At 70.9% G+C, this 13,749-nt stretch carries 12 protein-coding genes; 4 read left to right on the top strand and 8 right to left on the bottom strand.

Annotation, left to right across the window (positions count from 1 at the left end):
* Positions 1–241: 241 nt before the first annotated feature.
* A complete protein-coding gene (locus ACG83_RS17430) occupies positions 242–1,279 on the bottom strand; it encodes an MBL fold metallo-hydrolase (RefSeq protein WP_054567185.1) in 1,038 nt (345 codons plus the stop codon).
* A 268-nt stretch (positions 1,280–1,547) separates the two neighbouring features.
* Entirely contained in the window at positions 1,548–3,737 is a 2,190-nt protein-coding gene (locus tag ACG83_RS17425) for a tetratricopeptide repeat protein (RefSeq protein ID WP_152991410.1), read from the bottom strand.
* A gap of 814 nt (positions 3,738–4,551) precedes the next feature.
* On the opposite strand from ACG83_RS17425, the gene ACG83_RS17420 reads away from it, so the two are divergent.
* From ACG83_RS17420 to ACG83_RS17405, 4 genes are all read left to right on the top strand, one after another.
* Positions 4,552–5,256 (top strand): hypothetical protein, encoded by a 705-nt coding sequence (locus ACG83_RS17420; RefSeq protein ID WP_235497960.1) that lies wholly within the window; start codon positions 4,552–4,554, stop codon positions 5,254–5,256.
* Positions 5,257–5,810: 554 nt separating this feature from the next.
* Entirely contained in the window at positions 5,811–7,067 is a 1,257-nt protein-coding gene (locus ACG83_RS17415; protein WP_235497959.1) for a DUF2889 domain-containing protein, read from the top strand.
* 196 nt (positions 7,068–7,263) lie between these two features.
* Positions 7,264–7,899, top strand: a complete 636-nt coding sequence (locus ACG83_RS17410; protein WP_006538133.1) for a response regulator transcription factor — start codon at positions 7,264–7,266, stop codon at positions 7,897–7,899.
* A 113-nt stretch (positions 7,900–8,012) separates the two neighbouring features.
* A complete protein-coding gene (locus ACG83_RS17405; protein ID WP_035948607.1) occupies positions 8,013–8,270 on the top strand; it encodes a hypothetical protein in 258 nt (85 codons plus the stop codon).
* A 24-nt stretch (positions 8,271–8,294) separates the two neighbouring features.
* Here the strand turns inward: ACG83_RS17405 and ACG83_RS17400 are convergent, their stop codons facing one another.
* The 6 genes from ACG83_RS17400 to bfr all read right to left on the bottom strand — a co-directional run bounded on the left by ACG83_RS17400 (position 8,295) and on the right by bfr (position 13,668).
* Entirely contained in the window at positions 8,295–8,726 is a 432-nt protein-coding gene (locus tag ACG83_RS17400) for a CBS domain-containing protein (RefSeq protein WP_054567183.1), read from the bottom strand.
* Between the two features lie 114 nt (positions 8,727–8,840).
* Complete coding sequence (locus tag ACG83_RS17395) at positions 8,841–10,301, bottom strand: AAA family ATPase (protein ID WP_054567182.1); 1,461 nt, start codon at positions 10,299–10,301, stop codon at positions 8,841–8,843.
* Positions 10,302–10,403: 102 nt separating this feature from the next.
* Positions 10,404–11,657: a cation diffusion facilitator family transporter gene (locus ACG83_RS17390; RefSeq protein ID WP_054567181.1), complete on the bottom strand. Its 1,254-nt coding sequence runs from the start codon at positions 11,655–11,657 to the stop codon at positions 10,404–10,406.
* Complete coding sequence (locus ACG83_RS17385; RefSeq protein WP_054567180.1) at positions 11,654–12,088, bottom strand: helix-turn-helix transcriptional regulator; 435 nt, start codon at positions 12,086–12,088, stop codon at positions 11,654–11,656. Before ACG83_RS17385 ends, ACG83_RS17390 begins: the two co-directional genes overlap by 4 nt.
* A gap of 132 nt (positions 12,089–12,220) precedes the next feature.
* Positions 12,221–12,853: an alpha/beta hydrolase gene (locus tag ACG83_RS17380; protein ID WP_054567179.1), complete on the bottom strand. Its 633-nt coding sequence runs from the start codon at positions 12,851–12,853 to the stop codon at positions 12,221–12,223.
* 332 nt (positions 12,854–13,185) lie between these two features.
* Positions 13,186–13,668 carry a bacterioferritin gene (gene bfr, locus ACG83_RS17375; RefSeq protein ID WP_054567178.1) on the bottom strand — a complete coding sequence of 161 codons (483 nt, stop codon included), beginning with the start codon at positions 13,666–13,668 and terminating at the stop codon, positions 13,186–13,188.
* Positions 13,669–13,749 lie beyond the last annotated feature (81 nt).

Below are 13,749 nucleotides of genomic sequence, written 5' to 3'. Positions count from 1 at the left end.
CCCTCACGGAGCCGGTGGAACAATGCCGCACCGTTGTCTGAACGACGAAGCCCACTCGCAACGATCATCGTCCAAATCGTAGTGGCGAACTCCGGATCCGTCCTCGGCAAGAGGAAATATCGGCGAAGAGGATCAGTGCTGACTACACTTTCGGTGGTCCAGGTTGGCGACATCCGGACCAGCTCGGGACCATAACTACTGACTGATGCGGACCGAGCAGATATCGGTCACGACCCTCGGCTCAGCTGTCGGTCACCGCGGCACGGCGACGCCAGGTCGGCGGCTCGCCCGCACGCTCCGCGACCACGCCGCGGCGCTCCAGGGCGCGCAGGTGCGCCAGCGCCTCGGCCACGGCGCTGCGTTTCATGAAGCCCTCGATCTCGTCCCAGGGCCGTGACCACTCCATCCGGCTCGCGACCTCCCAGGCGGTCGCCGGACCATCGTCCAACGTGGCCAGCACCTCGCCGAAGCGCTGGTCGTGATGCCTGCGCAGCTGCGCGACCCGGTCCGTCAGGCCGTCGAAGCGGTATTCGTGCGCGGGGAGCGTGGCCTCGGCGGGCAGGGCGTCGACCTTGTCCAGGGAGCGCAGGTAGTCCCCCAGCGGATCATCCCCGACCGCGGCGCCGAACGGGATGTTCGGCGTGATGCGGGGCAGCACGTGATCGCCGGAGAGCAGCAGCCGGTTGGCCGGCTCCCAGAAGCACAGATGCCCCGGGGAGTGCCCCGGTGTCCAGACGGCCCGCAGGTCCCAGCCGGGGACGTCCGGGCGGTCGCCGTCGTCGAGGAGGATGTCCGGGCTGGCAGCGGCCGGGAACGGACCGGGTGGCAGCTTCTCGACGGTGAACGCGCGCATGGCGCTCGGCGGTGCGCCCGCACGCAGCATCTCCGCGTTGAGGTTCCGGAACAGATCCGCCGGTTCGAGCGGGTGCGCGCGCAGCAGCGCGGCGTCCGCGGGATGCAACGCGATCCAGGCCCCGGACGCCTCCCGCAGCCGCCCGGCGAGTCCGTAGTGGTCGGGATGCATGTGGGTGGGCATGATGCCGCGCAGATCCGTGACGGAGTATCCGGCGACGGCCAGCCCCGCCTCGACGGCGGCGAAGGCCGCGTCGGTGTCCCAGCCGGAGTCGATCACGTAGGCACCGCGATCGGTCTCGAACAGATACATGAAGACGTGGGTCAGCCCGGCGGTCGGCAGCGGGACCGGGATGCTCCACAGACCCGGCCGGAGCCGTTCCACCGGGGGCAGTTGCGGGCCCGACGGACGCGCCACCCCGGTCACGCGCTGATCACACTGGTACGACGGTCAGCTTCCTTCATCCGGTCACGCCTCCCTGCGCTGCGCGTTCGCGGGCGGCTCGACCGGTGCCCCACAGGAGCCAGGGCCGCGCACCGCGCACTCACGGTCACCGGCGCCGTCACGATCACCCGGCCAACCAGGGCCCACGCGGTCGACGCCAGCAGGACGCGACGACATTATTCGATATATCTTTACTACTAATCGAACGGTAGCCCAAACAGACCGCCGGTGCAGAAGGCGGGATGGCCGATCATCCGCCCGACCAAAGTTTCGCGATCTCGGTCCGATGGCGTGCCGCCCACCGCGGCACCGACGTGCCCGGGCCCGTCGGTGGCTCGTCGAACCAGCCGAACACCTCCCAGCCGATCACCTCGGTGAAGACATCCCGCCCCCGGCCCACCTCGCCGAGGGCCACCAGGTCCAGCGCAAGCTGCAGAGCGGCGTCCAGGGTCTGAGGGTGCTCGTAGCCGAGCTGTCGCCGAGCCCATGCCAATACCCGCTCATGGAGAACACGGGCCTCGCATGGCAGACCGAGACCACGCAGAGCCACCCCCAGGACGAGTGCGGTGGTCTGGGTGTCCAGGTGGTCGGTGCCACACCGGCGGGCTCGCCGAGCATGGGTGTCCCGAAGCAGGACGTCAGCCTCCGCGAACTCCCCGAGCCGGGCCAGGATGTCGCCGAGGCCGTGCGCCGACCGCAACGTGTCGGGATCGTCCGGGCCGAACCGGTCGCGCTGGCGGCCAAGCGTGTCCCGGTACAGCCGCACCGCCTCGCCGCGGTCACCGATCTCGCCGTGTGCGCGGGCGAGGCTGCTCGCCACGACGAGCACCTCGCGATGGTCCGGGCCAAGTGTCCGCAGCCGGCGGCTGTGCGCCTGCGTCAGAAGCATCTGCGCGGTCACCGCCGCGGCCGTCACAGCCGGTGCTGTTGGCCCTGCTGCTGGTACCGGTCCTGCCGACGGCGCCGCCGCGCCACCGAAGCCGGTTTCGGTGGCGCGGCCGCCGTCCACGCCAAGGCCGTCCACGCCAAGGCCGTCCAGCAGGATCGAGGCCTCGACCACAGCGGCGGTGAGCACATCCGGGTGATCCGGCCCGAGGTCCCTGGCCCAGCGGCATCGCACGGGCCCGCTCAGCCCGCGGCCGTCCTCGTACCGCCCCGAGCGACGCAGAAAACCCACGACGAGCAACGTCAGCCGACGGAACTCCGCGCTTTCCACCTCGGCCCCGGCCGGGCCGGCCGTGTCCATCCAGGCCGAGACGGCACGTACGTGCGGCTCGAGCCGCGTGAGATGGGACCAGTGACCCGCCTCAGCGCCGTCGTGAAGATCGCGGCCGGCGAGGGTGAGCAGCCGCAGCGCGCCGCGCAGCGCTCGGCGCCGCCGATCCTCGCCCCCGAGCCCTGCCCGGAGCCATCTCCGCACCAGCGGGTGCACCCGGATCCCGGCCTCGTCGCGCCAGACCAGCCCGAGCCGGAGCAGCTCACCGCCGATCACGTCGACGCCGTCGGCAACCACGAGAGGAAACGGGGCGGTCGCGAGGAACGCCAGTCCGTCCAGGATCTCTGCCGTGGCCGGACTGTCACGTTCCAGCCAGGCACGGCTGGTGGCCACGATCCTGGGCAGACCGCCGCCGCCGGAGGCCTCGCTCGCAGCCCCAGCCGCCCCAGCCGCCTCGGCTGCCTCGGCTGCCTCGGCCGTCCCGGGCACGTGCCGCTCGTCGAGCAGGCGCAGGTAGGCCGCGATCGACAGCCCTGTCCCGGCCAGGAAGCGACCGGCCTGCGCGAGCGCGAGCGGCAGATCCCCGACGGTGGCCGCGAGCAGGGCCGCCTCCGCTTCACCGGCCCGGGTGTCATGTCGCCGCAGCAGCCGGATCGAATCGGCCCGCTCGAGGTCACCGAGCTCCACCAGGGTCGGCATGAGCCGGCCGACCTCGGGCGCACGGCCGATCATGATGACGTGCCCCGTGTCGGGCGGTGCGGCGATCCCCAGGTCCAGCGGCGCGTCGACGTCGTCGTAGATCAGCAGCCAGTCCGCGCGCCGGGCCAGCTCGGCCCAGAGCCCCCGCAGCACGGTGGTACCCGGCCCCGTCACGGCCGGCACGAGGATCGCGGCCAGGCCCAGCAGACACGACTCGGCCCGCGCCGGGGTCTGCGCGTCCACCCACCACACCAGGCGGTAGCAGCCGTGGTAGCGATGGGCGTACTCGACGGCCAGCTCGGAGCGGCCGACTCCGCCGGCCTCGTCCGCCCCGGCGGCGCAGACAATGCCGACGCCGCGTGCTCCCACGGCGCCGTCGGGCGTAGCCGCCCCGCGCAGCGCCCGATGGATGCGGACGAGCTCGTCGTCCCGCCCCACGAAATGCGGATCGCGTTGCCGCACGTTCCACACCGGCGGCAGCCGGCCGGAATCGCCGGCCCCCTGCATCGTCTCTGGCGCCGTCAAGATGTTCGCCCGTCTTTCAACACCGACAATGAGGCTTTTCCGTCTCACGGTGCGCCGCCGGGGACGCCTTTGGCCCGGACCTGCGACGGAAAAGGACCAATCCACCACAACATGCGCGTTGCCGCTCCCCACTTCCGATCGTTTCGTGGCGCGTGGCACCGGTAGCGGAACCCGGCCGCGGGGACGGCACCGCGTGCGGAGTCCCATTACCCAACGCCTCGAACGACACTCCTCCTTCCCCGACACAGCCGGCACAGGATGAAAGCCGGCAGCAGCCGGGCCGGTGTTCCTGTCCGGACTCCCCCACAGGCCTGCGAATGGTAAGGCTGGTCGTCCCGGAAATCCCGCCATGAACACGGGTACCGGGCCGGCGGGATTCGCGGGCCGCCGGACGTGGGCACGATGGGGCCGCGGCGGTCATCCGCCGCACGCTGGACAGCCGGCCGCGAGGGACCGGGCCTCGATACCCGGGCCGGAACCCGGGCCCTCCTTGGCCAGCTCACGGAACGTGCGAGTTGGCGGCCACGGTCACCCGGCGCGGAGATCCGAGTCACCGTCAGTCCACCGAACCGGCGTCGATGCCACCCGGGCCGGGACTCGCCGAGCGGTGGACTAATCGTTCTGATGCATGTCCTCATAAATGCTCGTATCGTCCGCGACGTCCCCCGTGGGCATTCCGCACGAGGGACCGGGACCCACCCATTTCCAACCGGGCCACCGACACCGGAGTAGGGCTGCCACGCCGTCGCCGGTCCGGTGCCCAGAAAGGTCGATGATGAGTAATCCGCGCACCCAATTGTCTCGGGCAGCCACCATGACCGCCGCGGTGGGACTCTCACTCGCGCTGGCGGCCTGCGGCGGAGGCGGCGAGGGCGCCGAAAAGCCCACCGCCACCGCGGCCGCGAACCGCCTGGCGGCCGGCTCCAGCAACGGTCTCGAGTCCAGGCCAGCCAGCGAGATCGTCGCGACCGCGGCCCAGGCGCTGAAAACGACCAGCAGCGTGCGGTATGTCGGCCGCGGCACCGAGGACGGCTCACCCTCGTCAGCCGAGTTACGGATGACCGCGGATGGCACGGTCACCGGCGTACTCGACGGAAACGGGCAACGGGTCGAGATTCTGCGGGTCGCCGGGGTCGCGTACGTCCGCGGCCCGAGCGCCGCCGGGCCGTATCCGGGTGCCAGGACCGATCAGTGGATCAACACCGGCCCGGTCGGTGCGGCCGACGACGACCTGTCGATCAGCAGCGCGGCCGACGCGATCCTGGACCTGAAGGCCGACATCGACGGAGGTGAGGACGCGACCGTCGAGCAGATGACCGAACAGGGCCAGCCCGCGGTACGGGTCGCCACGAAGACGGCCTCGTTGTACGTCGCGAATGTCGGCCAGCCCGTACCGCTGCGGCAGGTCTTCAACGACGCGAACGACAGGTTCGAGGTCACCTTCACGGAATACGGCAGTCCGGTGCCCGCGGCGGTCCCGACCGACGCCTTCCAGCCCCGGACCACACCGACATCCTGACCACTCCTTGACCACCTGGCGCACCCGACCCACCTGGCCTCCTCGCCCGCACGGCTCGCCCGGCCCGCCGGACTCCCGCAGACCCCCGCGTCACCGAAATCACATGTTTCCCGTTGAATTCCAAACAGTCGACTCCGCACCGCGGAAGAACCGCGAGTGAGCATTTTCCGTCGTCGACTCGGACCCGACCCATCCCTGACTACAGGCCGTGAGACGGAAACGGCCCAGTGACACTGCGCCGCCGGATGACCCAACGATCGCGCGGCGCAGGTCACACCCACAGCGGTCACTGTGAAAAGCGCCATCACGGCCAGGGGACGGATTCGCCGGTAGCGCGCCATACCCTTGGGTCCGGATAGCCGCGCCCACCATGGACTCGAAGTCGCGTCCGTCGAATACGGGTTCATGGAACGCGGGCCGCGGGAAGCCGCGCCGGTCGGATGCGGGCGGCAGGAAGCAGTGATCGGAGTATGCGCATGGCGCACGGTCAGACGGCACCTTCGGCCGCCCAGGCATCTCCTCTCAGGCCGGCGCCCGGCCGACCCGTTCCTCGCGTGCCGTCCACCGGCCGGCCCCGCTCCGTCGAGGACGGCACCAGGCCCGGTGGCGTCGGGGTCCGGCACGCCGCCACCGGCCGTCGCCCGGTCACCGCCGCACCGGACGACGCAGCACCGGACGACACAGGGCTGTGGCCCGGCACCACCGGCTCGGTTCACGGCACGCCGGCGCGCCAGCCCGGCTCCGTCCGGCGGACGATCTCGGTCATGATGGAGCGCCCGCAGGGCCTCACCGGCCTGCTGCATCTGACCAGCACCGGCCGCGATCTGATGACCACCTCGGCCGGCGGCGCCACCGTGCTCGGCGAGGCTCGGCTGCGCCTCGTGATCGACTACATGGCGGCGCCCGGGACGATCCTGGAGATCGAATCCGAGCCGGCGGTGCCCGGCCTGGCGAGCCTGGTCGGTACCTCGTCGCGCGCCGGCTTCCGCGCCGCCGCCCGCCAGGTGCTCGCGGCCCGGCCTGACAGCACGGCCCATCCGGAGGACAGCGCGCAGGGCACGGCCCGCATGGCCATGGCCCGTCTGCTGCTCGGCCAGCTCCTGGACGACGTCCCGGTCACGGTGCTCGTGTCGGGGGCGGCGCTGGGGCGCAACGGCATCCACCGCTCGGAGTCCCGACCGAACGCAGGGGCGGAGTCGGGTGGCAATCCGATGATCGATGTCTGCGCCGGGTGGCAGCGTGAGGGGCTGCTCGCGCGTCTGTCCGCCGAGCGGCGAGCCGATCGGGACGCCGGCGGCAGCGGGGACCAGGCCACCGGCGATCGAACGTCTCCGGCCCGCCCGATCAGTGTCCCGGCCGGCGATCTCGCCGTGGCGGAGGATCCCCTCGGGTGGCATCCGTTGCCGCCGATGTCGACGCACGCCATGCGGCGGCTGCGCCGCATCGACGTCATCCCGGCCCAGGGCACGCCCGGGGTCGCGGTCAGGGTCGACGCGCTGCTGCGTGACTCCTACCTGGAGGCACCCGGACGTGAGTTCGTCGTGCACGAGTACGGTGTCGACGCCGATGTGGACGAGGCGGGTCTGTTCACTCGTTCGGAGGCCCGGGCGGGGGTGCTTCCGGGAGCCGAGTGCCCCGAAGCTCTCGGCAGTGCCGGGCGCATCGTGGGGATGCCCGCCACCGACCTGCGCCGCACGATCGGCCGGACCTTCGTCGGAACCTCGACCTGCACGCATCTCAATGACACTCTGCGCGCGCTCGGCGACCTGCCCGTACTGATCGGGTTTCTCGGAGAACCCAGTACCGACTGAGCTGACATGTCATGGCTGCCAGCCCGGGAGCGGATATTCGTGGACAGGCCGGAGGGGCGCTGCGAAACGCACACCATGTCACTGTGTCTTTCGATATCAGGACACCCGGACAAAAGTCCTGCCCACGGGGGTCCATACCGGCTGACCTGCTCGCCGGGCGCCCGACAGGCGCCTTCGGGCGAGTAGTTTCTTGATCATGACTGGAGTTCGCGTCTTCCTCCTGGACGATCACGAAATCGTCCGCCGGGGCATCCGCGAGATGTTGGAGGACTCCGGGGACATCGAGGTCGTCGGTGAGGCCTCCACCGCGGCCTCCGCCCTGCGGCGCATACCGGCCGCCCGGCCCGATGTCGCAGTACTCGACGCCCGACTGCCCGACGGCAACGGCATCGAGGTGTGCCGCGAGATCCGTTCCACACAGCCGACCGTCGGCTGCCTCATCCTCACCTCCTATGACGACGACGACGCACTGTTCGCGGCGATCATGGCGGGCGCGTCCGGGTACCTGTTGAAACAGATCAGAGGCAACGACCTCGTGGGGGCGATCCGAACGATCGCGGCCGGCCGGTCGCTGCTCGACCCGGCCGTCACCCAGAAGGTCCTGGCCCGCCTGCGGGACGAGCCCGTCGAGGACGAGCAGCTCTCCGCGCTCGGCGCACGGGAACGGCAGATTCTCCGGCTGATCGCCGAGGGCATGACGAACCGACAGATCGCCGCGTGCGTCCATCTGTCGGAGAAGACGGTGAAGAACTACGTGTCCGCGATTCTGGGCAAGCTCGGGCTTACCAGCAGAACCCAGGCCGCCGTGTTCGCCGCACGCCTCAAGGCCTGAGCCCGGAAAGGCCTGATCTCAGACCTCCGGAGAACCCTCGACTTCGGCCACGTAATGCGATCAGCCTGGTGCTGCACGTAGCGTCTGGAGGTGTGCTGAACGGTGAGTCCGCCCTGCGGACCTGCGACACCTGCGGAAACGAGTACTGGATGGCCTTCGAGGTGCGTGTGGTCTCCGGGGAGACCTACCACTTCGACTGCTTCGAATGCGCCGTGCAGAAGCTGGCGCCTCGATGTGAGCACTGCGACTGCCGGGTCATCGGCCACGGCGTGGAGGTGTCCGGGCGCTTCTTCTGCTGCGCGCACTGCGCCCGCCAGAGCGGCGGCATCGGACGCGAGATCCGCAGCGCCGTGGGCGCGCATCCGACCTGACACCCGCCCACGGCGCGGTATCGATCAGCGCTGATCAGCCGGCCCGCTCTTGATCGCCTCGACGAGCGCGCCGATCTTCTCGCCGGGGAGGTTCCTGGCGAGGTCCGCCTCGCTGATCATGCCGACGAGCCGCTTGTTGTCGATGACCGGCATTCGCATCACGCGATGCGAGATCATCTGGTCGAGCACGGTATCCAGATCGGCGTCGGCGCCCACGTAGAAGGGCTTGCCCTGGCCCAGGTCGCCGGCGCAGACCTTCGCCGGGTCCTTCCCCTCCGCCAGACAGTGGATGACGATGTCCCGGTCGGTGATGATCCCGCCCAGCCGGTCGTCGGCGCCGCAGATCGGCAGCGCCCCGACACCGAGGTCACGCATCATGCGGGCGGCATCGGTAAGCGACTCGTCCGCCCCGATGCACCGTGCCTCGCCGTGCATGATGTCTCGAGCCGTCGTCATGGGAGTTCCCCCTCCGTCGGTACTGCCCGGTCCTTCGCGCTGCGCCGAGTCATGGCGCGTTCGTCCCGCGCGACTTCCGACCATGACATACCCAAAGTAATCACATGCACACGATCAGGATGCGATGCCGAGGGCGAGCCGCCCATCGCGCACTGCCTTGTCGAGTGAGAGGCGGGCGTCGAAGCTGTCGAGCTCGATGAGGTCCGACCAGGTCCGCACGGCGACGGCGGCCGCCTCCTTCCGCGCCTCGGCCTCCGACCAGCGTGCCTGCACGATCACACTGTCGCCGCGCTCCAGCGCCTCACGTGCCCGGCGCAGCAGCTCGGCATGGACCTCGTCATCCGAGCCGAACTCACGTGCCGGGCCCGAGTCCGACGCCGCCTCCGCGTCCGCGTCCGCCGGGCCCTCGCGGCGCGCCCCGGCGCCGGGTGGCACAAGCTCGCGTTCCACCGCGAGCTCACCGCGGATGGCGTCCGAGGCGAGGAGCACCCAGCCGTCCTCGTCCCGGATGAGACGCTCCGCGAAGGCGGCTCTGACACTTCCGGGCGCTCCGCCGACCAGGACGAGCCGCACCCGGGCCCGGCGCAGATGCTCCAAGGCGATCCGGACCAGGCGCCGGGCCTCGCCCGCCGCGGTCTCATCCCCCAGGTGGGCGCGTACCGCGGACTCCCCGGCAAGCAGGATCGCCCGGTGCGCCATGTAGAAGTGGGTGAGCGAGGGCGGGTGGGTCTCCCCCGCGAACTCCACGAACCACCGGAAGAACGGGCCGGTCAGCTGCGGCGCGCCGCGCAGCTCGAGATCCACGGCCAGCATGGACGCGTCCGCCAGGACGTCGGCGATGCGCCGGCCGTCGTCGGCCGAGAGCCGGTCCAGGATCCGCGGCCCGTCATCCAGGCAGAAGACGTGCTCGGCGAGCAGGTTGCCGTGCCCGTCACGGATCCGTCCGCAGGCGGCCCGCCCGTCGATCAACGGCCGGCGCCCACGCAGGTAGCGCTGGCCCAGCTCGTCGATCTCGGCGATCTCCGCCGCGTCCAGCATGGTCGCCTGGAAGGGTGTGAGCCCCTCGATCGCCGCCAGCCAGGCGGCTTCCAGATCCCGCAGCCGCCCGTGCTCGGCGATCTCGGCGGACGTCTCGCACTGCTCGTGGAAGGTGACGAGGGCCCGCGCGACCTCCCGCAGCGGCTCGTCGACCGGCTCGCCGCGTGCGAGCAGCTCCGAGAGCCGGCGTTCGCTGGGCAGCCGGCGCATGACCACCATGTGCTCGACCGGCGCGCCCGCGCTGTCCCGGACGTCGGCGACCCCCAGATAGACCCCGGGCGCGAACGGGCGGTTCCGGACGATCTCCGCGCGGCAGGCCTCCTCACGCGCCTCCCGGCGGCGCAGATCCGCCTTGCCGACAGCCGCGCGTTTGGGCATCTTGAAGACACGGTCGGAGACGAAGAACAGGGTCGAGTGCGCGGTCTCGACCGTGGACATGGTGGTCTGGTGTCCCCCGCCGCCGCGCCGGGTCGCCCCGGGCGGCGGCGCGACGTCGGCCTGCTGGCCGGACGTCCTGGACGTCGTCGAGCTGTTCACCTGGTTCTCCCTCGGCTCGAACGGACAAGCCCCGTACCTGGGGTGTGCCCGTCCGGAAGCCGGGTGGAGCGGTCGCCCGGACATCCGCCGGCGACCGGCATGTCAGTGGCGGTGCGCCGGAACCATCCTGGTCGCGTGCCGGGTCATCACCGCGCGGACACCACAGGGGTCGCTGCCGGTCGGCGCACACGGCTCGCACTCGGTCTCCACCGTGGCGTGCTCGACGCCGTACTTGTCGGCCAGCATCACCTTGACGCGGCCGGCGACCGTACGGGCTTCCTCCAGCGTCGGATGCCCGGCCACCTCGATGTGGGCGCTGGCCGCGAAGACCCGGTCCGACAGGCTCCAGACGTGCATGTCATGCACCCCGGTGACACCGTCCACCGCGAGCACGTCCCCGTGGACGGCGGCCAGGTCCAGGCCGGCAGGAGTCGCCTCGAGCAGCACCCGGGACGTCTGCGCCAGCAGGCGCAGGCCCTGGACGCCGATCAGCGCCGCGACCACGAGCGAGAGCACCGGGTCGAGCCAGTACCAGCCGTCCGTCAGCCAGATGACGAGACCTGCCCCGGCCACCGCAACCGAGACCAGGCAGTCGGAAGCCAGGTGGATGACGGCCGCACGGGTGTTGAGGTCGCCGTGCCGCTCGTGGACGAGCAGTGCGCTGAGGCCGTTGCCGGCGGCCGCTACCAGCGCGACCACCAGCACCACGAATCCGTCGATGCGCCCGGGATGGGCGAGCCGGCTGACCGCCTCGACACAGACGAGCGTGGTGGCCACCAGCACGCTGGCGGCGTTGGCCTGGGCAGCGAGCACGGGCCAGCGCAACCCGCCGAAGGTGCGGGTGGCGGACGGTTCCTGGCGAGCCAGTCTCAGTGCGACCAGGGCGAACGCGACGCCCGCGGCATCGGCGAGGTTGTGCGCCGCGTCCGCGAACAGTGCGACCGAACCGATGATCAGGCCGGCAGCGCCCTGGCCGATGACGATCGCGACGTTCGCCGCGGTCGCGATCGCCAGCCTGCGGGCCTGGGCGGTGTAGCTGCGTGCCGAGCGCCCGTCGGCACCATGCCCGTGGGCACCGTGCTCATCGGCGTGGTGCTCATTGGCGTGGTGCTCATCGGCGTGGTGCCCGCCGGCGTGGTGCCCGCCGGCGTGGTGCCCGCCGGCATCGTGGGCGGGCCCGCGGAGGCCGTGCGTGTGCCCTCCGTGGCCATGGCCGTCTCCGCCGTGCGCCGCGGCTTCGCCGCCCGCCGGAGCCGTCAGACCCGTCGGTGCCGCAGCTCCAATGCCCCGGGGCTGCCTCGGAACATGGTCGTGAACGTCACGCCGCCGACGGGCCTCGGAGTCGGAGGAGCTCACCGGTCCGGCCGATCGTCACGGCCGGGCTCGGCCCCGGCCACGGCGGCCGGGGAGAACTCCGCCGTCGACAGCTCCACGTGATGCGGCGCGGGTGCGTCGAGCGGATCGTCATGGGCATGGTCGTCATGGGCGTGGTCGGGATCCACGGCGAGGACCACGCTGAGCAGGTCGTCCAACGCGTGCGCGAGAGCGGAGTCCGCCAGTTCGTACCTCAGCCGCCGGCCCTCGGACACCGCGACCACGAGGCCGCAGCCCCGAAGGCACGCCAGATGGTTCGACAGGTTCGTCCTGCTCACCGAAAGGATCTCGGCGAGTTCCGTGGGATAGGAGGGACCCTTGCGTAGCACCAGAAGGAGCCGTGCCCTGGTCGGGTCGGACAGCGCGTGCCCGAACCTCGCCAGCACCTCTCCATGCGCCACAAGCTTCACCATGTACTGAACAGTACAGCGGACGCTGACATCAGGCGACCCTGAACTATCTCCTGATGCGGACGGGCCACCCGGCACGCGCCGGCAGGCCCATCCGCCCAGTACCACACCCGGGAGCACCGCCCGGGTCCGCGCTCAGCCGTCGATGTCGTCGATGTCGTCGATGCGGTCGATGCGGTCGATGAGCTCCTCGATGAACAGGAGAACGCGGGCCGGCACGCAGCGCCGACCCGGCCCGGCCAGCACCGAGTGCCCGCCCGGGACCACGGTGAGCTCCGCACGGGTGGCCGTCCGGGTCGTCATCCGCACCAGCGAAAGCGGACTGATCTGATCATCTCGGCCATGCACGAGGAGTATGGGGATGTCGGGCAGCACCCGCGGCGGCGGATCCGCGACCGGGATACCCGCGACGGGCACATGCAGCAGCGGCAGCCCGAGCAGGGCGAGCCCGTCGGGGCGCACGGCCGGTGAGCCTGCCATCGCCAGCGCGGCCAGTGCCCCCGAGTCGGAGCCGAGCAGGACGAAGGGCAGCCCTGGCCGGCGGACCTCACCGACGGCACGAGCGACGTTGACGCCGCCCGGCACGATCGCGGCGCTGTAGCCGTCGAGCGCGAGCCGTGCGGCGAGCCACTCGTAGGGCTTCGGACTCTCCCCCCGGCCCATGAGCATGGCGACGGTGGCCCGGACGGCCTCTCCGGCGAGGCGACTGGCCGGGTCCATGTCGTGTTCGGCCAGCCGGGGGCTGATTGTTGCGGTCAGGGGCGTCATGAAGCCGTGTTCTCCTTCTCTGGCGCTCCGTTGCGCCGTCGCGGCCCACGGCGGGGCATGACGCTCACAACAACGTGTGAGCGCGGATCTTTCCGGCCAGGCACACTATCCCCCTCGGCCGGACGCCACGGCAGCACGCACACGAGGTAGTCCGTGTCCGGCGGACGACACCCCGGATCGCCTCCACACCACCGGTCGGCGCTGCCCGAAATCCCGGGCAGCGCCGACCGCACCGTGGCCGCGCAGAACCGCGCCCGGCCACGCGCTCCGCCCCAGGAGCGCCGGCCGGGCGCAGGAGCAGCTTCCCGGCCTGACCGGGCGCCCCGCGCCGCTCAGCTCTCGTGGATCTGCTGAGTCAGGTAGTTCGTCGCGCCGAGCTGCTCGATGAGCGTGAGCTGGGCGTCCAGCCAGTCGATGTGCTCTTCTTCGGAGACCAGGATCTTCTCCAGCAGAACGGCCGATCCCACGTCGTTCTTCGAACGACACAACGCGATTCCGCCGCGGAGCAGTTCCACGGCCTCGTCCTCCTGCGAGCGGTCGGTCTCGAGCTGCTCGGGCACCGTCTCACCAATCCGCAGGGAGTGCAGCCGCTGCAGATTGGGTAGACCGTCCAGATAGAGCACGCGCTCAATCAGAGCGTCTGCGTGTCGCATCTCGTCGATCGACTCGTGGTAGTAGTACTCAGCCATGCGCCGATAACCCCAGTTCCGCTGCATCCGGGAATGCAGGAAGTACTGGTTGATGGCTGTCAGTTCGTTCGTCAGTACCCGGTTCAACAGGTCGATGATGTCCTTGTCGCCACGCACCTTCGCCATCTCCCTCACTCGCCTCTCGCGTCAGCCGACCACGGACGACGCCCTCCCGGACGGCCGCGCCCGCGACCGCCCTGAACGGAC

Source organism: Frankia sp. R43, assembly GCF_001306465.1.
In the GTDB taxonomy this organism is placed as follows: Bacteria; Actinomycetota; Actinomycetes; order Frankiales; family Frankiaceae; genus Parafrankia; species Parafrankia irregularis.
The sequence above is the reverse complement of the archived record's forward strand: the minus strand, read 5'-3'. Positions and strand labels throughout refer to the sequence as shown.

What these genes read in the sequence shown, in the direction of transcription:
- ACG83_RS17380 (WP_054567179.1), bottom strand. Translation starts at nt 12,853, where the DNA reads ATGACGCCCCTGACCGCAACAATCAGCCCCCGGCTGGCCGAACACGAC.
- ACG83_RS17400 (WP_054567183.1), bottom strand. Translation starts at nt 8,726, where the DNA reads ATGACGACGGCTCGAGACATCATGCACGGCGAGGCACGGTGCATCGGG.
- bfr (WP_054567178.1), bottom strand. Translation starts at nt 13,668, where the DNA reads ATGGCGAAGGTGCGTGGCGACAAGGACATCATCGACCTGTTGAACCGG.
- ACG83_RS17385 (WP_054567180.1), bottom strand. Translation starts at nt 12,088, where the DNA reads ATGGTGAAGCTTGTGGCGCATGGAGAGGTGCTGGCGAGGTTCGGGCAC.
- ACG83_RS17420 (WP_235497960.1), top strand. Translation starts at nt 4,552, where the DNA reads ATGACCGCCGCGGTGGGACTCTCACTCGCGCTGGCGGCCTGCGGCGGA.
- ACG83_RS17410 (WP_006538133.1), top strand. Translation starts at nt 7,264, where the DNA reads ATGACTGGAGTTCGCGTCTTCCTCCTGGACGATCACGAAATCGTCCGC.